This is a genomic window from Aquabacterium sp., from assembly GCF_030652515.1.
Lineage (GTDB): Bacteria > Pseudomonadota > Gammaproteobacteria > Burkholderiales > Burkholderiaceae_C > Aquabacterium.
On sequence record NZ_JAUSAR010000064.1, the window covers coordinates 1 to 22235 of the forward strand.

The 22235-nt window shown below is 61.8% G+C and carries 21 protein-coding genes and 1 riboswitch; of the genes, 8 read left to right on the plus strand and 13 right to left on the minus strand.

Annotated features, from left to right (window positions below):
- Positions 1 to 257: 257 nt before the first annotated feature.
- Complete coding sequence (locus tag Q7V20_RS07600; RefSeq protein ID WP_304788829.1) at positions 258 to 1028, minus strand: ZIP family metal transporter; 771 nt, start codon at positions 1026 to 1028, stop codon at positions 258 to 260.
- Between the two features lie 87 nt (positions 1029 to 1115).
- On the opposite strand from Q7V20_RS07600, the gene Q7V20_RS07605 reads away from it, so the two are divergent.
- A complete protein-coding gene (locus tag Q7V20_RS07605) occupies positions 1116 to 2654 on the plus strand; it encodes a Ppx/GppA phosphatase family protein (protein ID WP_304788831.1) in 1539 nt (512 codons plus the stop codon).
- Here the strand turns inward: Q7V20_RS07605 and Q7V20_RS07610 are convergent.
- The 7 genes from Q7V20_RS07610 to ribD all read right to left on the minus strand — a co-directional run bounded on the left by Q7V20_RS07610 (position 2638) and on the right by ribD (position 8819).
- Positions 2638 to 3141, minus strand: a complete 504-nt coding sequence (locus tag Q7V20_RS07610) for a TssQ family T6SS-associated lipoprotein (protein WP_304788797.1) — start codon at positions 3139 to 3141, stop codon at positions 2638 to 2640. The genes Q7V20_RS07605 and Q7V20_RS07610 overlap by 17 nt on opposite strands.
- A 12-nt stretch (positions 3142 to 3153) precedes the next feature.
- Entirely contained in the window at positions 3154 to 4743 is a 1590-nt protein-coding gene (locus Q7V20_RS07615; RefSeq protein ID WP_304788799.1) for a serine/threonine-protein kinase, read from the minus strand.
- Between the two features lie 31 nt (positions 4744 to 4774).
- Complete coding sequence (gene nusB, locus Q7V20_RS07620; RefSeq protein WP_304788833.1) at positions 4775 to 5233, minus strand: transcription antitermination factor NusB; 459 nt, start codon at positions 5231 to 5233, stop codon at positions 4775 to 4777.
- Positions 5234 to 5310: 77 nt separating this feature from the next.
- Positions 5311 to 5775, minus strand: coding sequence for a 6,7-dimethyl-8-ribityllumazine synthase (ribH, locus tag Q7V20_RS07625; RefSeq protein WP_230178924.1), 465 nt, complete (start codon positions 5773 to 5775; stop codon positions 5311 to 5313).
- 60 nt (positions 5776 to 5835) lie between these two features.
- Positions 5836 to 6951, minus strand: coding sequence for a bifunctional 3,4-dihydroxy-2-butanone-4-phosphate synthase/GTP cyclohydrolase II (gene ribBA, locus Q7V20_RS07630; protein ID WP_304788801.1), 1116 nt, complete (start codon positions 6949 to 6951; stop codon positions 5836 to 5838).
- A gap of 71 nt (positions 6952 to 7022) precedes the next feature.
- Positions 7023 to 7658, minus strand: a complete 636-nt coding sequence (locus Q7V20_RS07635) for a riboflavin synthase (protein ID WP_304788803.1) — start codon at positions 7656 to 7658, stop codon at positions 7023 to 7025.
- 27 nt (positions 7659 to 7685) lie between these two features.
- The gene (gene ribD / locus Q7V20_RS07640) at positions 7686 to 8819 is read right to left on the minus strand and encodes a bifunctional diaminohydroxyphosphoribosylaminopyrimidine deaminase/5-amino-6-(5-phosphoribosylamino)uracil reductase RibD (RefSeq protein WP_304788805.1); all 1134 of its coding nucleotides are present in this window, start codon (positions 8817 to 8819) and stop codon (positions 7686 to 7688) included.
- A 143-nt stretch (positions 8820 to 8962) separates the two neighbouring features.
- Here ribD and Q7V20_RS07645 point away from each other — a divergent pair, with 143 nt between their 5' ends.
- Genes Q7V20_RS07645 through Q7V20_RS07670 form a run of 6 tightly spaced genes read left to right on the plus strand, consistent with a single transcriptional unit; the run spans position 8963 to position 15772 of the window.
- Entirely contained in the window at positions 8963 to 9532 is a 570-nt protein-coding gene (locus tag Q7V20_RS07645) for a GspH/FimT family pseudopilin (RefSeq protein ID WP_304788807.1), read from the plus strand.
- Complete coding sequence (gene pilV, locus Q7V20_RS07650; RefSeq protein ID WP_304788809.1) at positions 9529 to 10107, plus strand: type IV pilus modification protein PilV; 579 nt, start codon at positions 9529 to 9531, stop codon at positions 10105 to 10107. The genes Q7V20_RS07645 and pilV overlap by 4 nt, the downstream gene beginning before the upstream one ends.
- 6 nt (positions 10108 to 10113) lie before the next feature.
- On the plus strand, positions 10114 to 11175 hold the full coding sequence (locus Q7V20_RS07655) for a PilW family protein (protein ID WP_304788811.1): 1062 nt from the start codon (positions 10114 to 10116) through the stop codon (positions 11173 to 11175).
- Positions 11172 to 11690 (plus strand): hypothetical protein, encoded by a 519-nt coding sequence (locus tag Q7V20_RS07660; protein ID WP_304788813.1) that lies wholly within the window; start codon positions 11172 to 11174, stop codon positions 11688 to 11690. Before Q7V20_RS07655 ends, Q7V20_RS07660 begins: the two co-directional genes overlap by 4 nt.
- 18 nt (positions 11691 to 11708) lie before the next feature.
- Positions 11709 to 15302 carry a pilus assembly protein gene (locus Q7V20_RS07665; protein ID WP_304788815.1) on the plus strand — a complete coding sequence of 1198 codons (3594 nt, stop codon included), beginning with the start codon at positions 11709 to 11711 and terminating at the stop codon, positions 15300 to 15302.
- Positions 15302 to 15772, plus strand: a complete 471-nt coding sequence (locus Q7V20_RS07670; RefSeq protein WP_304788835.1) for a type IV pilin protein — start codon at positions 15302 to 15304, stop codon at positions 15770 to 15772. Before Q7V20_RS07665 ends, Q7V20_RS07670 begins: the two co-directional genes overlap by 1 nt.
- Positions 15773 to 15796: 24 nt before the next feature.
- On the opposite strand, the gene nrdR is transcribed toward Q7V20_RS07670, so the two are convergent.
- From nrdR to Q7V20_RS07685, 3 genes are all read right to left on the minus strand, one after another.
- A complete protein-coding gene (gene nrdR / locus Q7V20_RS07675; protein ID WP_304788817.1) occupies positions 15797 to 16267 on the minus strand; it encodes a transcriptional regulator NrdR in 471 nt (156 codons plus the stop codon).
- Positions 16268 to 16330: 63 nt separating this feature from the next.
- A complete protein-coding gene (gene glyA / locus Q7V20_RS07680) occupies positions 16331 to 17581 on the minus strand; it encodes a serine hydroxymethyltransferase (RefSeq protein ID WP_304788819.1) in 1251 nt (416 codons plus the stop codon).
- A 56-nt stretch (positions 17582 to 17637) separates the two neighbouring features.
- Positions 17638 to 17769: riboswitch (ZMP/ZTP riboswitch) on the minus strand.
- Between the two features lie 23 nt (positions 17770 to 17792).
- Positions 17793 to 18788, minus strand: coding sequence for a transglycosylase SLT domain-containing protein (locus Q7V20_RS07685; protein WP_370652425.1), 996 nt, complete (start codon positions 18786 to 18788; stop codon positions 17793 to 17795).
- A 225-nt stretch (positions 18789 to 19013) separates the two neighbouring features.
- Here Q7V20_RS07685 and Q7V20_RS07690 point away from each other — a divergent pair, with 225 nt between their 5' ends.
- Positions 19014 to 20627: a UbiD family decarboxylase gene (locus Q7V20_RS07690; protein WP_304788823.1), complete on the plus strand. Its 1614-nt coding sequence runs from the start codon at positions 19014 to 19016 to the stop codon at positions 20625 to 20627.
- Between the two features lie 209 nt (positions 20628 to 20836).
- Here Q7V20_RS07690 and Q7V20_RS07695 read toward each other — a convergent pair whose 3' ends face one another.
- Together Q7V20_RS07695 and Q7V20_RS07700 are read right to left on the minus strand one after the other, a co-directional pair.
- Positions 20837 to 21709 (minus strand): YdcF family protein, encoded by an 873-nt coding sequence (locus Q7V20_RS07695; RefSeq protein ID WP_304788825.1) that lies wholly within the window; start codon positions 21707 to 21709, stop codon positions 20837 to 20839.
- 9 nt (positions 21710 to 21718) lie between these two features.
- Positions 21719 to 22235 (minus strand): acyl-CoA dehydrogenase family protein (locus Q7V20_RS07700; RefSeq protein WP_304788827.1); only part of this gene is annotated, 517 nt, incomplete at its 5' end.

Here is a 22235-nt window from a genome sequence, read left to right on the forward strand (position 1 = left end):
CGGAGGCGGGCGGGGCGACTTCGGGGGCGTCGAGGAGCGGAGGCCACGGCGGGTTGCCCCTCGCGCAGCGAGGGGTCGGCGAGGACTGTTTGAGCTGCCGAAGGACAGCGAGTTCCGCAGCCGCCCGCCGTGGCCGAGCACCGCAGAGCAGTCCGCCGCAACGCGGTGGACCGCCACCATAGGAGCCCCGCCCGCCTCCGACTCATCCCCGCCCCGCGCTGCCCAGACAAAGCGCCCTGTCTCAAAACATCAATGCATCAATGCATGCTGTGCACAATCGCGCCAATCATCACCAGCCCCACCACCAGCCAGAACAACTGCAAGAAGGTATCGCGCCAACTCAGCCGCTTCTGCAGTTGCGGAATCAGGTCGGCCACCGCCACATAGATGAAGCTGCTGGAAGCCACCACCATCATGTAGGGCAGGTACTCCTGCCAAGGCGCGATCAGCACGTAACCCAGCACACCCCCCACCACCGCCGCCAAGCCTGAAATCCCGTTGTAGACCAGCGCCCGTGTGCGAGAGAAACCAGCGTTCAACAGCACGATGTAGTCGCCCACCTCTTGCGGGATCTCGTGCGCGATGATGGCCAGCGCCGTCACCAGGCCCACTTGCGGATCGGCCAGGAAAGCCGCCGCGATCAGCACCCCATCGCAGAAATTGTGGATGCTGTCGCCCACCAGCACGCTCCACCCCCCGCGCCCCGCCTGGTCGGCATCGAAGCCATGGTGATGGTGGTGGTCATCGTGCTCATGATGGTGCCCATGGCGATACAGCTCGGCCTTCTCAAGCAGGAAGAAGAACATCAGCCCCAGCAGCAAGGTCATGAACAAGGCATGGGGCGCTGCGCTGGACTCAAAGGCCTCGGGCAGCACGTGCAGCAGGGCCGTGCCCAGCAAGACCCCGGTCGACAGGCTCACCAGGTGGCGAACAATGAGGCTCAGGAGAGGGGCCGACAGGGCTGCGGCCAGCACCACGGAAGTCACGCCGCCCAACAAGGTGGCCAATACGATGTAAATCAAGGTCATCATCGGATCTTAGCAATGCTGTCAACCGTCAAGTCACACATTGCGAAGACAATGATCAATATGAACACGAACACCGCCGCCAAGACGATGCGAGCCACCTCTTTTCCCCTCGAAGCCAGTGAATGGCCGCATTTGTTGGCCTCGATCGACATGGGCTCCAACAGCTTCCGGCTGGAGATCGCCGAGTTGAGCAAAGGCCGCTACAAGCGGATCGATTATTTGAAGGAAACCGTGCGCCTGGGCGCCGGCCTGGATGCCCAAGGCTTGCTGACCGAAGACGCCACCCAGCGCGGCCTGGCCTGCCTGGCCCGCTTTGCCCAACGCCTGAAAGGCTTCGCGCCCTGGCAGGTGCGTGCGGTGGCCACGCAGACCCTGCGCGAGGCCCGCAACCGCGATGCCTTCCTGGCCCGCGCCTACCAGGTGCTGGGTCACGAGATCGAAGTGATCTCTGGCCGCGAAGAAGCCCGGCTGATCTACCAGGGCGTGGCCCGCCTGCAGCCCAATGAGCTGCCCCGCCTGGTCATCGACATCGGCGGCCGCTCCACCGAGATGATCCTGGGCCATGGCCGCAGCGCCCTGCGCGCCGAATCGTTCCGGGTGGGCAGCGTCAGCCTGTCGATGGCGCACTTTCCGCAAGGCCGGTTCACGGCGCAGGCCTTTCGCAGCGCCCAGATCGCAGCGGGCGCCGAGCTTGAAGAAGCCCTGAGCCCCTTTGCCCGCGCCAACTGGAAAGAAGCGCTGGGCTCGTCCGGTACCGTGGGCGCCGTGTCTCAAATCCTGGTGGCCAATCAGATCAGCGATGGCTGCATCACGGCCGATGGCTTGCGCTGGTGCATGGAGCAATGCTTGCAAGCCGGGTCCATGGACGCCCTGGCCCTGGCCGGCCTGAAGCCCGAGCGCAAAGCCGTGCTGGGTGGCGGTCTGTCGATCCTGTACACGCTGGCCATCCACTTCGGCATCGAATCCCTGCGCCCCGCCAAGGGCGCCTTGCGCCAGGGCGTGATCTTCGACCTGGAAGAGCGCATCGAGGCAGCGAGCAACCAGCGCCAGCACGACCAGCGCGACACCTCGGTGCGCGAACTGCAAAGGCGTTTCCATGTGGACCTGTCGCAAGCCGACCGCGTTCGTCAACGCGCCCTGGCGCTGTGGGAAGGCCTGCATGAAGACGGCACGCATCAGGCCGACAGCGATGCCGCGCGCGAACTGGGCTGGGCCAGCGCCGTGCACGAGATCGGCATGATGGTGTCGCACCACGACCACCACCGCCACAGCGCCTACCTGCTGGGCCACGTTGATGCACCCGGTTTTTCACAATCGCAATTGCGGCACTTGGCGGGGCTGGTGCTGGGGCAGCGCGGTGAGTTGACCAAGCTGGCCGACCACCGGCAAGACACCGGCCTGATGAACCAGGTGCTGTGCCTGCGCCTGGCCACCATCCTGCACCACGCGCGCACCGCCTTGCCCGCCAAGGTGGCGCAGTTGCGCACCTCACGCGGCAAAGCCGTGTTGACGCTGGAAGAGAAATGGGCCCAGCAAAGCCCACGCACGATGCACCTCTTGACGGAAGAAGCGCAGCGTTGGGCCAGTCAGGGTGACCGCACCCTGGTCATCAAGACTGAGGCTTGACGGCGCCTTTCTTGGCGGGCTTCTTGGCCGACTTGGCCACGGGCAGGGCCTTGCGGTAGACCGGACCCCACATGGGGTGCCCGGCTTCCGCCTTGGTCAGGGCAAAGCTGGGGTCTGCCGCCCGCGCCGCCTTGAAGGCCTTGGCGCAAGCGGATTCGCGGCGGCTGGTGCAGTAGATGAAGGCCAGGTGCTTGTGTGCCGTGGCCACATCGGCAGGCGCTGTCAAGCCAGCTTGCAATGCGGTGTTGAACTGGGTCTCGGCAATCGTGTACTGCGCGGCCTGGTAGGCCTTGAGGCCTTGCGCCAAGGCGGCATCGGCGGGCGTGACCACAGGCGCAGGCGGCGCCACCACGACGGGTGCTGGCGCTGAAGCCACCAGGTTGGGCGGCACTGGCGCATCCTTCGGGGGCGTGGTGCACGCGGACAACACCAACACAGCCACCACGGTGGTCAGGCGTTTGAAAGCGAAATGGGCAGGAATGCGCATGGAGCCTCGCGGTCAGAATTGGTGGTGGATGCTGACCGGCGCGCCAGCCTTCACATCCACCGTCTTGCGCAGGGGTGGTGCGTCGCCGTTGCGGATGGTCAAGGTGTGCTTGCCAACGGGCAGCTTGAGTTGCGTCATGGGCGGCGTCACGCCCAGAGATCGGCCGCCTTCAAAAACCTCGCCCCAAGGGCTGATGGTCAGCTTGACGACGCCGGTTGGCAAGGCCGCAGGCTTGGCGACGCTGGCGGCTGGCTCCGCAGGCACTGAAGCGTCGGCGCTCGCCGAGGTGGCGTCCATAGCCTCGCTGGCCGCAGGGATGGGCGCCACGGCCAGCGGTTCGGCAGGCGCAGGGGTTGGTGCGGCCCCTGCCAGCACCGCGGCAGGCACCGGCACGATCGGCGTGGCGGTCGGCAGCACCTTGGGCACGGCGGGCACCACGGCCACCACCGCCTCATCAGGTTTGGCACTGGAGCGCTCCTGCCAGACAAACCAGCCCAGACCGCCCAACGCCGTCAACCAACCGGCCGCCGCCAAGGACCACATCCAGGATCGCGAGACCTTCTGACCAGCCTTGCTGGAGCCCGCCGCCCTTGACGACGACAAGGCGCCGGATCCGGATTGCGGCACATCACCTTGCTGGCTCAACCAGTCGCGCAAGGCCTGCGACAAAGCACGGGCCGAGCGCGTGCGCGCCGTGACATCACGTTCCATGGCCTTGGCCACGATCTCGGACAAGGCCTTGGGCACCTCGGGATTGAGTTCGTGCGGCGCAGGCACCTCGCCCTTCAAGACCGCGTAGGCGATCTCGTCCAGGCTGTTGCCGGTGAAGGGCCGCTTGGTGGTGAGCAGTTCGTACAGCACCACACCCAGCGAGTACACATCGGCACGCCGGTCCGTCGGCTCCTGCCGCACTTGCTCTGGCGCCATGTAGTAGGGCGAGCCGCCAAACACTTCCTGGAACCGGCTTTGCTCGTCATCGCGGCTCATGGATTCGGCCTGGCGGATGCGCGCAATGCCAAAGTCCAGCACGCGGGGTGAGGTGCGCCCCACCATGAAGATGTTGGCCGGCTTGATGTCGCGGTGGATCACGCCCTTGTGGTGGGCGTAGGACAAGGCGTCGGCCACGCGCCGCACGATCAAGGCGGCCTGCGCGGGCGTGGGCTTCCAGCCCAGGGTGAGCAGTTGGCGCAGGTCTTTGCCGCGCAGCAACTCCATCGCGATGTAAGTGCCCTGCTCGCTCAAGCCCGCGTCGTACATGGTCACGATGTGCGGGTTGTTCAGGCTGCCTGCGGCCTTGGCCTCGTTCAGGAACAAGGCGTTGAACTGCTCGCGATTCTCGGCAGGCAGGTCCACGTTCAAGGTCTTGATGGCGATCAGGCGCGACAGCAGCGGGTCGTGCGCCGCGTAGACCGTGCCCAGGCCGCCCGCGCCAATCTTGTACTTCAGCGCATAGCGGCCAATGTGCCCGATGGTGGGCAGCAAATCGGGCCGGGCCTTGGGGACTTCGCTGGGGTCGGGCTCGGGCAGCGGGCGCGTCTGTGCAACGGTGTCCGGGTCGTCGCCGGGAATGGGCTCGCCATCCTCGTCCAGAGGACGAGTCACCGCCGGGTTGAAGTCAGACGCGGCCACAGTGTCAGCGCGGCCCCGAGCGTGTGGAGCGCACTTCGTCAGGACGCAGTACCGGCGCCAGGTGGTCCAGCACGCCGTTCACGTACTTGTGCCCATCGGTGCCACCGAAACTCTTGGCCAGCTCGACCGCCTCGTTGATGGCGACCTTGTAGGGCACGTCCATGCAATGGGTCAGCTCGTAAGCGCCGATCCACAGCACAGCATGCTCTACCGGCGACAGCTCCTTGACCGGACGGTCCAGGAACTTGGACAGCGCTTCGTCGAGTTGCACATGCTGGTCGATGCAACCGTGCAGCAAGGCGTCGTAATGCGCGCGGTCGGACTTGGCGAACTCTTCCAGCTCGCGCACATGCGCATCGATGCTGCTGGCGTCACGGCTGTTCAACTGCCACTCGTACAGGCCTTGCAGCGCGAATTCGCGGGCGCGGCGGCGAGATGACTTGGCACGGTCGCGACCAGGCACGCCACCCGCGGTCTTGCGGGCCGGGCGCGCGGCAGGGGACGTGCCAACGGCGTCGTCCTTGGGGGTCTCGGGAATGCTCACAGCAGGTCGTCCAGCAAATTGGCCATTTCAACGGCAACGCGGGCCGCATCACGGCCCTTTTCTTCCACACGGGCTTCGGCCTGGGCCTGATCTTCCACCGTCAGGATGGCATTGGCAATCGGCAGGTGGTGGTCCAAACTGACCCGGGTCACGCCCGCACCACTTTCGTTGGCCACCAGTTCAAAGTGGTAAGTCTCGCCACGGATGATGCAACCCAGGGCGATCAGGGCGTCGAAACGCTCGCTGTCGGCCATGGCTTGCAAGGCGGTTGGCACCTCCAGGGCGCCAGGCACGGTGACGTGCTGGATGTGCTTGGCAACCACCCCCAGGGCGACGAGTTCGTTGATGCAGAACTCGGCCAGTCGGCCGGTCAGATCGTGGTTGAAACGAGCCTGGACGATCCCGATGCGCAATTCGCGCCCGTCGAGTCGGCCGGCTTGTCCTTTGTCAGCGCCTTGCATGTGTTGTGGTCCTGAAAAAAGAGCGAGTGGGGGTCAAAAAAAGAACGAAGGAAGAAAAAATCAGTGCGAGGGCGCCAGGGTTTGGCCATCGGCCGTGAGGAAGCCGGTGACCTCCAGGCCGAAGCCCACCATGCTGGGCAGGCGTTGCTGGTTGCCCAGCAGCTTCATGCGTTGAACGCCCAGGGTGCGCAGGATTTGCGCGCCGACGCCGTAGGTGCGCAGGTCAGGTGGGGTGCGGGGGACTTCGCCGGGGTTGGTGGGCAGCAGGCGGTCCATCAACCGAACAGACTCTTCGCCCGCATTCAGTAACACGACCACACCACGACCGGCGTCTTGCACCGCGGCCAAGGCCTTGGGCAGCGGCCAAGAGTGGCTAGGCGCACCCGCGTCCAGCCAGTCCAGCACCGACAAGGGCTCGTGCACACGCACCATCACCTCGTCCGTGCAACTCCACTGGCCCAGGCTCAAGGCCAGGTGGATGCCGCCCATGCGGTCGCGGAACACCTTGGCGTCGAAGTTGCCTTCCGGGGTCACCATGGGGCGCTCGCCCACGCATTCGATCAGCGATTCATTGCGGCTGCGGTATTCGATCAGGGCGGCGATGGTGCCGATCTTCAGGCCATGCTCTTTGGCGAAAACTTCCAAGTCCGGCAAGCGGGCCATGGTGCCGTCGTCCTTCATGATCTCGCAGATCACCGAGGTGGGCGACAGGCCGGCCATGCCTGCCAGATCGCAACCGGCCTCCGTGTGACCAGCACGCATCAGCACGCCGCCATCCTGCGCCTGCAGGGGGAAGATGTGGCCCGGCTGCACCAGATCGGTGGCCTTGGCATCGCGCGCCACGGCGGCCTGCACGGTGCGGGCGCGATCGGCGGCTGAAATGCCGGTGGTCACACCCTCGGTGGCCTCGATGGACACGGTGAAGGCCGTGCCATGCTTGGTGCCGTTGCGCGTGGCCATGGGCGGCAATTGCAGCCGCTCGCACCGGTCGCGCGTCAGCGTCAGGCAAATGAGGCCACGGCCGAAGCGGGCCATGAAATTGATGGCCTCGGGCGTGACGTGGTCAGCCGCGAGGACCAGATCGCCTTCGTTTTCGCGGTCTTCTTCATCCACCAGGATGACCATGCGACCAGCGGCCAATTCGGCGATCAGCTCAGGAATAGGGGATATGGGCATCCCGCGATTGTAGGCGGGCGGGCTGGCTTATTGCCGCAAAACACCGGGGAAACCCGGTCGAAACCCCGCATTCATGGCGCGATTCGGCCCGCGCTGTTCAACATTCTTTCCACATAGCGGGCGATCAGGTCGACTTCCAGGTTGACCGGGGACCCCGCCTTGAGCTGGCCCAGGGCCGTGTTCTCCACAGTGTGGGGGATCAGGTTGATGCTGAACTCGGCCTGGCCATCGGCCTGGTCTTCCACGCGGTTGACCGTCAGGCTCACGCCATTGATGGTGATCGAGCCCTTGTAGGCCAGAAAGCGCGCCAAGCTTTGGGGCGCGCGGATGCGCAACTCCCAGGACTCGCCCACCGGGGCGAAATGGCTCACAGTGCCCACGCCGTCCACATGGCCGGTGACCAGATGCCCGCCCAGGCGGTCATGCGCACGCAGGGCTTTTTCCAGATTCACCGGGCCTAACGATCCCAAGCCCACCGTGCGGGCCAGGCTTTCGGCCGACACGTCGATGGTGAAGCGCGCAGCGGGCGCATCGAAGGTGGTCACCGTCATGCAAGCGCCATTGATGGCAATGCTGTCGCCCAGGCCCACGTCGTCCACGAAACCGGCGGGCGTCTGCAAGGTGAGGCGGCGCCCATGGCTGGGGTCAGCCCCAAGCGCCTGTGATTCGATGATCTGGCCAACGCCAGTGATGATGCCGGTGAACATGGGTGGAGCAAAGCCTGTGTATGAAAACTAGAAATGTTCGCGGCCCGGTGGCCGGGCGATTACCCGAAGGTCATCGCCGACCATGGTCGCATCACGGAATGACAAAGCCCAGGCATCCGACAACTGCGCCAGGGGCGGCAAGGCAGCCAGACCGCGTCCGGGGCCGATCAACTTGGGCGCAAGATACAACAAAAGCTCATCGACCAGATCCTGTTCGATGAACGCGGCATTCAACCGTGCACCCGCCTCCACGTGCAGTTCGTTGACGCCTCGGCGGGCCAGATCCTGCAGCACGAAAGGCAGATTAACCTGGGAGTGAGGGCTTTCAGGCGCGGTGACCAGTTCGGCGCCAGCGTCTCGCAAGGCTTGTTGGCGAGCCTGCGCAGCAGACTCTCCCGATGAGGCCAGCCCATAGATCAGAACCTTGCCCGGCGCAGCCAGCAAACGGGCCGAGGGCGGCGTGCGCCATCGCGAATCCAGCACCACGCGTGACGGCTGCGACACCGTTGACACTTCTCGCACATCCAGGCGGGGGTCATCGTCCAGCACCGTGCCGATGCCGGTAAGAACCGCCGCCGAACGGGCTCGCCAGGCGTGGCCATCCGCCCTTGCCGCCGGGCCTGTTATCCACTGGCTTTGCCCGTTGTCCAGCGCAGTGCGTCCGTCCAGCGACCCGGCCACTTTCAGCCGCACCCAGGGGCGATTTCGCACCATGCGGGACAGGAACCCCAGATTGAGCTCGCGGGCCTCCTGCGCCTGCGGATCATCCGCAGGCAGCACGTCTACCTTGATGCCAGCCTCTTGCAAACGCCGCACGCCCTCGCCTGCCACCTGAGGATTGGGGTCCAGCAAGGCCACCACCACGCGCGCCAGGCCCGCAGCCACAAAAGCATCGGCGCAAGGCGGCGTGCGGCCATGGTGCGAACAGGGTTCCAGGGTGACGTAGGCGGTGCCTCCCTTGGGCGACCAACCGCGCGCCTGACCATCTCGCAAGGCCATGACCTCGGCGTGCGGGCCGCCCGCTTGCTGGGTGTGCCCCCGGGCCATCACCTCCCCTTGTGCCGACACCAGCACGCACCCCACCCGTGGGTTGGGGTCGGACAGCCCGATGGCCTGGCGGGCCAGCGTCAAGGCTTGCGAAATGAAGAGCTGATCGGACATGCGCGTTACCACTTAGAGTCGCCTATCTTGCCCGACAAAACGACCGCTGGTCGGCCGCTGAGCGCCGCGCGTCGGATGCCAACTGTTCACGAAAAGCACGGCCGTGCACAATCTGAACGATGAATAAACGTGCATTTCGACACATGAACATCAGGGGCAAGGGCTTCACGCTGGTGGAACTGATGGTGACGGTGGCCATTTTGATCATCTTGCTGGCCATTGGGGTTCCGTCAATGCAGCAATTTTTGCAAAACCGACAGGCCCTGGCCCGGGCAGACAACTTTGCTTCAACCTTAAAGTTCGCGCGCTCTGAAGCCATCAAAAGAGGCAAGCGCGTGGCAATGTGCCGAACCACCACTGCAGACACCGTAACGCCGAACTGCAACACCACGGGCACGGACTGGGCAACCGGATGGCTGGTTTTTGAAGACACAGCACCTGTCGATGGCGCATATCAGTTTCAGACTGAGATTCTGCTGAAAGTGCAGCAAGCAGCCTCGGGGCAAGGGCGCCTAGATGTCCCTGCCAATTTGGCAGCCATCTCTTTTACTTCCGATGGACTAGCCCTCGGCAGTCGGGGCACTTTCGTCCTTAGTCCTGACTCAAGCACCACCACGACTGCAGGCAAACGCTGCGTGGTCCTCAGCACCATGGGCAGGGTACGCACCGGCACCATGAAAACCGTCGGCAATGAAACCCAATGCGATCAATGAGACCTACGCTTCCCCCGCGTCAACGTGGCGCCACCCTGATCGAGGTGATGATCTCTGCCTTGATCGTGGCTTTCGGCATGCTGGCCATGATCGCCTTGCAGTCCAACGCCATCAAATACACCAAGACCAGCGAGTATCGCTCCGTGGCTACCTTGCTGGCCAACGATTTGGCAGACCGAATGCGCGTTAATGCGGAGGACGGCGCCATGGCAGGACGATACGACCTGCTGACCGCATATGAGAAGCCGACAACAGTCCCGGCACGTACAGAATGCGCCGCCCCGACCAACTGCACCCCCACAGACCTTGCAACGCGCGATTTGGGCGAATGGAGGCGAGCCCTTTATTTTTCGCTGCCTGGTGGCAATGGGTTTGTGCAATCCGACCCCACAAATCGAGCAGTCAACATCTGGGTCGCATGGCAGGATCCAGATGAAACGGCTCGGCCGGTTGGAGACAACGGTGCGGTCAAAGAATGCCCCGCAGCCTTCCTGCCGACCGCAGGCACTGCAACGCCTCGCTGCATGTATTTCCGCATTGGCATGGCACCGCCACCACCTCCGTCGCTGCCCTAATCCCCCATGAACACCCCCATCCGATTGATCCCTATGGCCCGCCAAGGCCGCTCGCAAGGCATCTCGCTGATTGAACTGCTGATCTCCATGGTCATCGGCCTTGTGGTGGTTGGCGTCACTTTCACCAACTACCTGAACAGTGGCCGAGGCCGCAGCAGCAGTGCAGCGCTTGGCCAGATGGCCGAGGATGCCAACGTCGCCCTCAATTTCATGCGCAAGCAAATCTCCCTGGCCGGGTACAGCGAACCCTTCAGGACCAACGATACAGTGGGACTTGAACGCAAATACACTGGCCGGAGCGTCTTTGGTTGCAACGATGCATTATTCGCGGCCTTGCAGATCCCCACCATTGGCCAACTCAGTTGCGGTGCTGCGGCGGCAAACTCCGATGCCATTGCCGTAGCCTATGAAGCCACGAGAGACAACGCCATTGTCAACGCAGACACCAACAGGCCGCGCGACTGCATCGGTTCAGGCGTGGCCCCAACCGCCGCTGCTGGAATAGCACCCAATATCGTTCCGGCCTATTTCCTGGCTGAAAGCCGCATTTACATTGCAAACAATACCTTGATGTGCCAGGGCAATGGTCAGGGCAACCTGCCCACAGCAGGAAGCGCAACCAGTCCTGCTGTGCCATTGACTACCCCGCCTCAACCGTTGGTAGACAACATCGAAAGCCTGCGCATCACCTACGGTTTATCTGGGATGGTCAAAATCGATCCTCTGCATGCTGGTGAGATGCACATTGCAGGCCGCACTCCAGTCCAGTTCGTGGACGCAAGTGCCGTGGGCGACAACACCTCCACCAGTTGGGATAACGTCGTGGCCGTGAGAGTCTGTATCGTGGTTCGAAGCGAATCCGAAGTGATGGACAGCGTGACCCCCTATTACGGATGCGATGCCATCGATAGCGCGGCAACCACACCCGCTACTACTACACCGCCCGACCGCCGACTTTACCGCGCGTTCTCCACCACGATCATGGTGCAAAACCGCTTGGGCGCGCCTGTACCTGTTTCGGGCACCACCCCAGTGTCGACCCCTCCTGTATCAGGAACCACGCCATGAAGTCCAAGCGTCCACGCCAGCAAGGCGTCGTCCTGATCGTGGTGATGATCATGCTGGTCATCATCGGACTGACCTCCGTCTCCGTCATGCGCAATGCGCTTGATGCAGACCTGATCAGTAACAACGTCCGAGCCGAGTCCTTGGCTACCGAGGCCGCTCAAATAGCCTTGGCATTTTGCGAACAGCAACTCACGACACCCAGCAGCACCCTGACGGTCCAACCAGCTGTTGTCCCTGGGGCAACAGCCCACTGGGCGGTCTTTGGCAATTGGCGGGGCGCGGCGCTCGCCACCACACTGACCAGCGCCCAAGTCAATTCCGCCTTGGCCGCGACTCAACTGGATGGGAGCAGGTTGCCGCAATGCATGGCCGAACTCTCAGGCGATATCACAGGCAGTGGCCGCGTGGTGATCGTCACCGCCCGGGGCTTCAGCCCCGATTACTCGGAAGACGGTGACGGCAGATCATTGTCAGGATCAGCTGTGTGGCTGCAATCCACCGTACGCCTTCAGTAGGGCCAAGAGGACAAACTTATGAAAAACACAACTCAACCCATTAGTGCCAGTCTGCCTCTAGGCCGCAAAGTGATTGCATGCACTGTGGCTGTCGCCTTGCAGCTTGGTTCGATCACCCCGGTATGGGCACAGCTCGCCCAAAAACCACTGATCGCCAGCACGGGCTCAGTCCCCTCGCCCAACATCATGCTCACGATGGACACTTCGGGGTCCATGAACTTCAGGCACATGCCCGAGGGCAGCACCAAGGTCAACGGATTCACCATCAACGTCGAGTATGGCGGGACCTGGCGCGTGCATCCCGATGACAAATATGCTGACAGCGTGCAAACAGCCGGCACCATGCCTGCCAACAAAAACGAAACAGATGATGGCAATCTGCTCAGGCAAATCAAGCTCCGGTCGCCGGACATCAACACAATTTACTACAACCCGAAGCAGCGCTACGTCCCCTGGGCATCGGGGCCAACTAGCCGTTATGCAGACGCCAATATCACGCAAGCCTATATCAACCCATTGGAGCAAACTGCTACAAGCCCATCAGTCGACTTGTCCGCGAATATTTCTGAAACAGAAGCAATCTGCGTCGAAAGATGGGGCAGAATTTGCCTACGATTCGAAAATCAGACCGTCACCAAGTTTTGGCCAGGTTTGTACTACCTGCTGCGAGCCGGTGCTGACCCACGTGTCACTGCCAATTACGTCACTTATGACGTCAATGACTCATCCCTGACCTTCCCAAGGTACCTAGACCGCACCGATTGCAGTAACGATCCTTGCACCCAGGCCGAGGAGCGGAAAAACTTTGCCAACTGGTTTGTCTATTACCGAACCCGAATGCTGCTGGCCAAAGCCGCCATGTCCGAGGCATTCCATGATCTTGAAAACGTTGCTCGAATCGGGTGGACAACCATCAAATGGGCCTCCCAAATCGGGAACAGGTTCAATATTGACGACACCATTGGCCCTCAATACCGCAACACCAACTGGGGCCCCATTCAGGAGCCCGTCAAGCCCCTGAATGCCACCAACCGGCAAGCGCTGCTGAACTCCATCCAAACCAAATGGGACGCTGAAGGCAGCACGCCTTTGCGTATTGCCTTGGACCAAGTCGGCAAGTATTTCATGAACACATCGGCCCACAGCCCCTGGCATGATGATCCGGTGACCGGTGGAGGAAGTCAGTCCTCTTGCCGACGCTCATACAACATCTTAACCACCGATGGCTACTACAACGACGGTCCGGAATTGAATCAGTTCAAGGATTATGCAAGTCAAATCGGAGCCAAGGACTTGGTGGGCGATTTGGACAGCACAGATTCGCCTCCCAATTACACTGCCGATCGACCCTATCGCGACAGGGCATCAAAAACCGATCCCGGGTACAGCAATACCCTGGCCGACTTTGCCCTTAAATATTGGAAAACTGACCTTCAACCGGAGGACAGCAGCAACAATGGCGGCATCCCAAATAATGTACCTTCCACCGAGAATGACCCAGCCACTTGGCAGCATTTGACTCAATTTACAGTGGGAATTGGTGTAACCGGCGTGTACAACTCTTCCAACCGAAATGAGGTTGGAAGCGATTTCTATAAACTAAAGAACGATCCGAGCACGTCATGGCCTGACCCGGGGGCGAGCGATCCAGGCAAGACAGACGACCTTTGGCACGCTGCAGAGAACTCAAGGGGTACCTTTTACAGCGTCAAGGATGCGCAAAGTTTGGCGAAAGCCGTGTCCGAAGCCGTTGGAGAAGCCAAAGAACTTAAGCTGAATGAAGGCGGGGTCGGCTTGGCAAGCCCCGGCTTTCAGGTCGGAAATCGCAAATATGTCCCTGGCTACATAACAGGTTCATGGATTGGCGAACTAAGCGCCTATGAGTTAGACATCAATGGCAAGCAAGTCAGCGAGATTCCTTTGTGGAAAGCAAGCACAGGCGTACCCATCGCCAATCTGCGCAAGTTGTGGATTTGGAATCCCGACGGCCTTGGCGGCGGCATGACTTCTGAATTCAAGTGGGGCACCAATGGCATGGGCGCCACCAATCAGGGCAATCTCACCTCGGGAAGTGAAGCACTTGTCAACTACCTTCGAGGCGACAAGGCCAATGAAGGGGCAGTCACTCCAAAGTTCAGGATACGCAAGGGCCCACTGCCTGACTTCATCAATAGCAATGCAGCCGTTTTAAATAACGGCAACACACCCTTGATTTTTCTGGGTGGCAACGGCGGGTACCTGCACGCATTCAGCAGCGCAGATGGACATGAGGTTTTTGGCTTCGTCCCACGCGGTGTGCTGCCCAACCTGCACCGACTTGCCTCCCAAACCTACGACCACCACTACTACGTTGACGGCCCCATCACCATCGGTAATGCCGACATTGTGACCCGCTCAGACAATCAAATTGTCACCACCACCCCCAGAACCATATTAGCGGGCGCATTGGGGGCTGGTGGCAAGGGAATTTATGCCATCAACGTGACCAACGCCGGCAATGCCAGCCAGCCAGCCGTGATGTGGGACAACACCGTCCCCACGAACAATGATGTGGGTCACATCTTCTCAGCCCCGGAGATTGGCCAATTGCCCAACGGACGGTGGAAGATTTTTGTGGGCAACGGCTATGACAGTCCCAACGGCACTGCAGCACTGCTGGTCATCGACCTGGAGACTGGCGCCATAGACTCGGTGACTGTGGGCAGCGGCACAGGCAATGGTTTGGGCGGCGTCAAACTGGTCCGCAAAAATCAGCAGGTCTTGGCAGCTTACGCAGGAGACCTCAATGGACAACTCTGGCGCTTTGACTACAGCGAAATCGATGGCGGCAAGATGGTTCCTGGCTACGGTGGAAGACCGATCTTCACCGCCCAAGATGGCATCAACCCTCAGCCCATCACCGCAACTCCTGCTGTCTTTTACATGCCTCGAAGTGTCAATTCGGTGAATGGCGGCAATTTGATTCTTTTTGGTACAGGCAAATTGTTGACAGAAGCGGACAAGACAAACACCGCTGTTCAGACCATTTATGGCATCTTGGACAAAATTCCAGAAACCACATCCAGCAGTGGGCAAATCCCGCCTTCCATCTCGAGACTGGAATTAGATCAGGTTTCGATTTCTCGGGCAGCGACCTCCGGCTTCTTGGATGCGAAGTTCTTAAAAACAGTACCCGCTGATAAATGGATGGGGTGGTTCATGGACCTGACCATCCCAAACAGCAGTGCAGGCCAACGCTTGATCTTCCCCATCACGGCCTTGAAGGACTTTGCCCTGATCACGACCCTCGCACCTGCTGGCTCTGCCGCTGAATGCAGCGAAGCTTTCGGCGAAGGTTATGTGTTCCTACTACCCGCCCGTTCGGGCGAACAGTACAAACTTCCTGTACTTGACACCAACGAAAGTGGCGCCGTCACATCTGCGGATTTGACGCATGGCGGACAGTCTATTCCGCCAGGTCCCCAAGCCATCATCACTGATGGCAGCAAAGTCGAACTAGAAAATCCCACAGGGGAGGATTCAGGTCTTACCTATTGCCTCATCGATTGCACCATCATTGACCGCGTCTGGAAACGCCTGATCAATGTTCCCCAACCTGCCGTCTCTCCATGATGAATCGCCCCTGCCAAAACCGCCAGCCAAGAGGATTCACCTTGATCGAGGTGATGATCACTGTGGCCATCATCGGGATCCTCGCCGCGATCGCCTTTCCGTCTTACACAGAGTACATACACCGATCCCGGCGTGCCGAGGCCCAGACTGCGCTCCAACAAGCTGCTCAGTACATGCAGCGGTTTTATGCGGCACACAACAGCTACAGCAACCAACTGAACGGAACGGCCCACACCAGTTTGCCGACAGGACTGGCCCAGGCACCGGCCCAAGGCACTGCCGCCTATAACCTCAATCTGGTGGCAGCTAACACCACCGCCACCACGTACCTGCTGGAAGCCGCCCCCTCAGCTACTGGGCCCATGGCCACCGACCGATGCGGCACACTTAGACTCGACCACGTTGGTCGCAAGTTTGTGCTGATCGGCAACACTGACACCCCCGCCTTGGTTCCCGAATGCTGGAAATGAGCCTGAAATGGAAAGACTGCTATTTCACACTCCCTCCTTCCCCCCCCGCTTCGCCGTCTCCTTGATCGCCGCCACAAACTCACTCACATCGTCAAAGCTGCGATAAACAGACGCAAAGCGCACATACGCCACCTTGTCCAGCTTGCGCAGCTCCTTCATCACCCACTCTCCCAGCTGAGTCGAGTCCACCTCCTTGTCGCCACTCTGGCGCAAGCGGGCCTCAATCGATTCAATCGCCAGGTCCAGCGCCTCGGCACTCACCGGGCGCTTGCGCAACGCCACCATCATCGACCCCTTCAGCTTGGCCCGCTCATAGTCGGTGCGCCGGCCATCGCGCTTGACGATGGCCGGCAGCTCGATTTCAGCGCGCTCATACGTGGTGAAGCGCTTGTCGCACCCTCCACAGCGGCGGCGGCGGCGCGTTGAATCCCCTTCGTCGGAATCACGGGTTTCAACGACCTGGGTATCAGGGTGTGCACAAAAAGGGCAACGCATAGGGAATCCCACTCAGCCTGCATGAAAAAACCCGGCACAGGGGCCGGGTTTCAAGTCAGTCGATCAACGGTAAACCGGGAAATCGCGGGTCAGCGCGGCGACCTTCTCGCGCACACGGGCCAGGTTGGCTTCGTCGTGCGGGTTGTCCAGCACATCGGCGATCAGGTTGCCCACGGCAATGGCCTGCTCTTCCTTGAAGCCGCGCGTGGTGAAGGCGGGGCTGCCCAGGCGGATGCCGCTGGTCACCATCGGCTTTTGCGGGTCGTTGGGGATGCCGTTTTTGTTGCAGGTCATGTGCGCCTTGCCCAGGATGGCTTCGGCTTCCTTGCCCGTCAGGTTCTTGGGGCGCAAGTCCACCAGCATCACGTGGCTCTCGGTGCGGCCCGACACGATGCGCAGACCGCGCTGGGTCAGCGTGTCAGCCAAAGCTGCGGCATTCTTCACCACTTGCTGTTGATAGGCCTTGAACTCGGGCGACAGCGCTTCCTTGAAAGCCACGGCCTTGCCCGCGATCACGTGCATCAACGGGCCACCCTGGATGCCAGGGAAGATGGCGCTGTTGATCTTCTTGGCGATCTCTTCGCCACGCATCAGGATGATGCCGCCACGCGGGCCACGCAGGCTCTTGTGCGTGGTCGAGGTGACGACGTCGGCATGCGGCACGGGGTTGGGATACACGCCCGCCGCGATCAGACCAGCGTAGTGGGCCATGTCGACCATGAAGTAGGCGCCAATCTCCTTGGCGATCTTGCCAAAGCGCTCAAAATCGATGCGCAGCGCGAAGGCCGACGCGCCCGCGATGATCAGCTTGGGCTTGTGCTCGCGCGCCAGGCGCTCCATGGCCTCGTAATCGATGTCTTCCTTGGCATCCAGGCCGTAGCTCACCACGTTGAACCACTTGCCCGACATGTTCAAAGGCATGCCGTGGGTCAGGTGGCCCCCTTCGGCCAGGCTCAGGCCCATGATGGTGTCGCCGGGCTGAAGCAGGCCGAAGAACACGGCTTGGTTGGCTTGCGAGCCAGAGTTGGGTTGCACGTTGGCGTATTCGGCGCCAAACAATTGCTTCAGGCGGTCGATGGCCAGTTGCTCGACCACGTCCACGAACTCGCAACCACCGTAGTAGCGCTTGCCGGGATAGCCTTCGGCGTACTTGTTGGTCAGCTGGGAACCCTGCGCCTGCATCACGGCGGGCGAGGTGTAGTTTTCCGAGGCGATCAGCTCGATGTGGTCTTCCTGGCGCTTGTTCTCAAGCTGGATGGCAGACCAGATCTCGGAATCAACGTTGGCCAGGGTTTGTTGGGCGCGGTCAAACATGAAAGGCAGTCCTCTTCAGTCGTGTGAAGACCCACCGCAGCACATCATTGCTGCCAGAGGGCTGCCCAGGCGAACGGCGCAACAGCAGCCAGGCCAGATGCCTGGTGCCGGCCGCGCTTCCCGGTGGTTCACCACCTCAGGCCCCATTTGCAAATCGGGGCCGTCTATCGCCAGTCGCGCGGCAAGTGTGAATTGTATCGGACCTGGCGCCTCACTGCGCCATGGCCACCTGTTCGGCCCTGCGGATGGGGGCCGTGTCGCTGGCAGAGGGCGCCGTCGGCATGGCCGCAGGCGGGATCACTACGGCGGCAGGTGCGGGATGGCCGCCCTGCACGGCCGCCTCAGGCGTGGTCGAGACCGCCGCCGGCGGCAGCATCTGGGGTGCCGACGATTCAGCCTGAACCATGGTCTGCGCAGGCGTGGAAGCATTCGTGGGCACCTTCTGCCCAGCCACCACCTGCTTCAAGAAAGACTGCTCAGACAGCACGCGATAGGCATAGCCCCCATCGGTGGACAGATTCGCAGCGCCCACGTAATACTTCAGGCCACCCTCCAGGCTGCCCGCCCGCTGGATGCATTCCTTGAGGACCTGCACGCCCACGCGCAAATTGGTCACCGGGTCAAAGGCGGCATTCTGCCCACCAAAGATCTGGTACTTGTCGTGGTGGATGCGCGTCATGACCTGCATCAGGCCTTGGGCACCCACGTGGCTTTGCGCAAAGGGGTTGAAGCTCGATTCGATCGCCATGATGGCCAGGATCAAGGTGGGCTCAACGCCCGCGCGGCGGCCCACGTCCCAGGCTTCTTGCACCAGACGGCTCACAGGCTCGGGCGCCACGCTGTAGCGGCGCGACAGCCAATAGGCGACGGCGGCCTGTTGACGGGTCAGGTCGGCCGGATTGATGGCTGTGGCGCGCTGAATGGCTTCAGGCTCGGCCATGGCCAGCAACACGTCATTGAGTTCGGGATCCACCACCACCTGGGTGCGGGCCGTGGCACGGTCCACCAACCAGCTCAGCACCTGGCTTTCCAGGCCATGGCGCACATCGTCACGGCCCGACAAAAACACCACCACGGCCACAGCGGCCAAGCCCAACAGGGCCAATGCGTTGTGGCTCACCTGGCGCAAACCAGTCACCACATCCTGCACAAACAAACTCACGCCAGCGCGTGCGGACGAGACCAGCTCGCTCACGTCACGATTCATTGCTGTCATGACACTCCTTTCCTCACCCTCGCTCACTGAATGTCTTCAATGGACGCGATGGCGATAATCACCCCCATGATGGGCACGCCCAATGCTGGCCGTGCTGCGCCTCTAAAGCACAGGGAAAACCCGGATAAAAACACTCCGGGGTCGTTGCGAGCGGATTCTAGGCAAGCCTGTAATAACCAGTCAAGCATAAAGAAGTCACTTCTTATACATAAAAACATGAAATACCGCGACCTTCGGGACTTCGTGTCAGGCCTGGAAAGGCTTGGCGAACTGAAACGTGTGGCAACACCTGTGTCCGTGCGGCTGGAGATGACCGCCATCAGCGATCGCGTGTTGCGAGCGGGCGGACCGGCGCTTTGGTTCGAGCAGCCCACCGGTTTGACACCCCCGCAAACAGGGGGGGCACCGCTTCCGAAAATCCCAGTCTTGACCAATTTGTTCGGCACCCCGCGCCGGGTGGCGCTGGGCATGGGCGCCGACGACGTTGGTGAGTTGCGCGACATTGGCCGCATGCTGGCCAGCCTGAAAGAACCCGAGCCACCCAAGGGCCTGAAAGACGCTGGAAAGCTCTTCAGCATGGCCAAGGCCCTGTGGGACATGAAACCCTCACGCGTGGGCAAAGCGCCCTGCCAGGCGCACGTTCTGGAAGGCGGCGATGTGGACCTGGGCAAGCTCCCCGTGCAACTGTGCTGGCCGGACGACGCCGCCCCCTTGCTGACCTGGGGCTTGGTCGTCACCCGAGGGCCCCAAGGCGTGCCCAAAGCGCGCACACGCCAGAACCTGGGCATCTACCGCCAGCAGTTGATTGGCCCGCGCCAGGTCATCATGCGCTGGCTGGCCCACCGTGGCGGCGCGCTCGATTTCCGCGAGTTCGCCCTGGCCAACCCCGGCCAGCCCTTCCCCATCGCTGTGGCATTTGGGGCCGACCCCGCCACCATCCTGGGCGCCGTCACCCCCGTGCCCGACTCTTTGAGCGAATACCAGTTCGCCGGCTTGCTGCGCGGCAGCCGCACCGAAGTGGTCAACACGCTAGTGGGCGAGCGTACCGCAGAGGGCGACCATTGGCTGCAAGTCCCTGCCAGCGCCGAGTTCGTGCTCGAAGGCCACATCCCCACCGCCCCTGCTGGCTTCAAAGGCACCAGTGACCATGGCGTGCCCTTGATGGAACGCGGCGGCTACCTGCACGCCCTGGAAGGCCCTTTCGGCGACCACACCGGCTATTACAACGAGCAGGATTGGTTCCCTGTGTTTGAAGTGCGCCGCATGACGCACCGCCAGGACCCCGTCTACCACTCCACCTACACCGGCAAACCACCAGACGAGCCCGCCGTGCTGGGCGTGGCCCTCAATGAAGTCTTCGTGCCGATCCTGCAAAAGCAGTTTCCCGAGATCGTGGACTTCTATTTGCCGCCCGAAGGCTGCAGCTACCGCATGGCCATCATCAGCATGAAAAAGTCCTACCCGGGCCACGCCAAGCGGCTGATGTTCGGCGTGTGGAGCTACCTGCGCCAGTTCATGTACACCAAGTTCATCATCATCGTGGACGACGACGTGGACACCCGCAACTGGCAGGAAGTGATCTGGGCCATCACCACCCGCATGGACCCAGTGCGCGACACGACCCTAGTCGATCAAACACCGATCGACTACTTGGACTTCGCCTCGCCCGTCAGTGGCTTGGGCGGCAAGATGGGGCTGGACGCCACCAACAAATGGTCCGGCGAAACCAGCCGCGAATGGGGCCGCACCATCACCATGCCAGAAGAGATCACCCGCCGGGTTGACGGCCTGCTGCAGGACATCATGGGGACCAAATTCACGTCCACTTGAATCCATGACGACAAAAGGACTTGCGCTCGCTTGCCGCTTGGATTAATCTGAATTTGCCTGTTGAACAGGCACCTTGAAAAGACGCAGTCACTGCGTCTGACGGGATGTGGCAAACGACAATCTTTGCCCTTTCCAAGGACGGCTCCGGCCGCTCCAGCCCCCGGCCTAGTCCGGGGGTTTCTCTTTGTGAGCCTGCTTTTGATCCGGCCTCAACTGCCCGCCATCAGGCCCAGCAATTCGTGGCAGAGCAGTCGCACATTGACCATGCCCGCGCCCGAGGGAATCCACTCCAGAACCGGGTTCGCATCCTTGCCCCAAAACTTGGTGGGCGCTGGTGTGATCACCGGCGCAGGCTTGCCCGCACGAGCGGCCCAACTGGCTGCAGCTTGTTCAAAGGCGCGCTTTGAACGTGGCATGTGATAAGCGTCCGTCACCAGCACGATCTCGGTCACGCCCTGATCGGCCAGCAAGGTCACCGCGCCTGCCGCATTGCCTCGCGTATCAGCCGCATCCTTTTCAACCCAACGCAAGGGCAGACCATAGGCCTGCTGAGCAACCCGCCCGGCCACTTCGGCCTCGGCAGGGCCATCCTGCACACCTTTCTGCCCCCAACCCACGCCGCCCGTCACGCCCAGAGGCCAGCCGGTCAAACGGCTCAGCCACACGCCATAGCGCAGGCGTTCTGCAAAAAAATGGGTCAGGTCTGTGACGCCATACTCCCGCGACCTGGGCACCAGGCCAGCGCCCAGCACCATGATGCCCACCGTGGGCTGCGGTGGCGCCTTGCCCTGGCGCTGCGCCAAAGCCACTTGCTGTGCATGGGCCCGGCCGCTGGCGGCCAGCCGATCCTGGGCCTCACCCAACAAGGCAGGCGGCGGCCGCAACACATTGTTCTGCAGCCAGGTGGCCGTGCCGGTGCAACTGCCCATCCACAAGCCGACCACGCCCACCAGCAGCACAAAGTACCCCAGGTTGCGCCGGGGCAGGATCAGGCGGACGCCAATCAGCACCAACACCAGCCAAGGCACCGGTGGCAACAACAAGGCACCAATCAAAGGCTTCCAAGCCGCCAGATCCTGCATGGCGGCCCTTTAAAAGAAGGCTTGCAAGCCGGTCTGGGCACGGCCCAGGATCAAGGCATGCACGTCGTGCGTGCCTTCATAAGTGTTGACGGTTTCCAGGTTCACCATGTGCCGCATGACTTGGTACTCATCGTGGATGCCATTGCCACCATGCATGTCGCGGGCCATGCGCGCCACGTCCAGCGCCTTGCCGCAATTGTTGCGCTTGATCAGGCTGATCATCTCCGGCGCTGCCTGGTGCTCGTCCAGCAAACGCCCCACGCGCAAAGCCGCGTGCAAGCCCAGCGTGATCTCGGTCTGCATGTCGGCCAGCTTTTTCTGCACCAGTTGGGTCTGCGCCAGCGGGCGGCCAAACTGAATGCGGTCCAGCGTGTACTGGCGCGCTGCGTGCCAGCAGAACTCGGCCGCCCCCATGGCGCCCCAGGCAATGCCGTAGCGAGCCTTGTTCAGGCACCCAAACGGCCCCTTCAGGCCCGACACATTGGGCAGGATGTGGTCATCAGACACCAGCACCTGGTCCAGCACG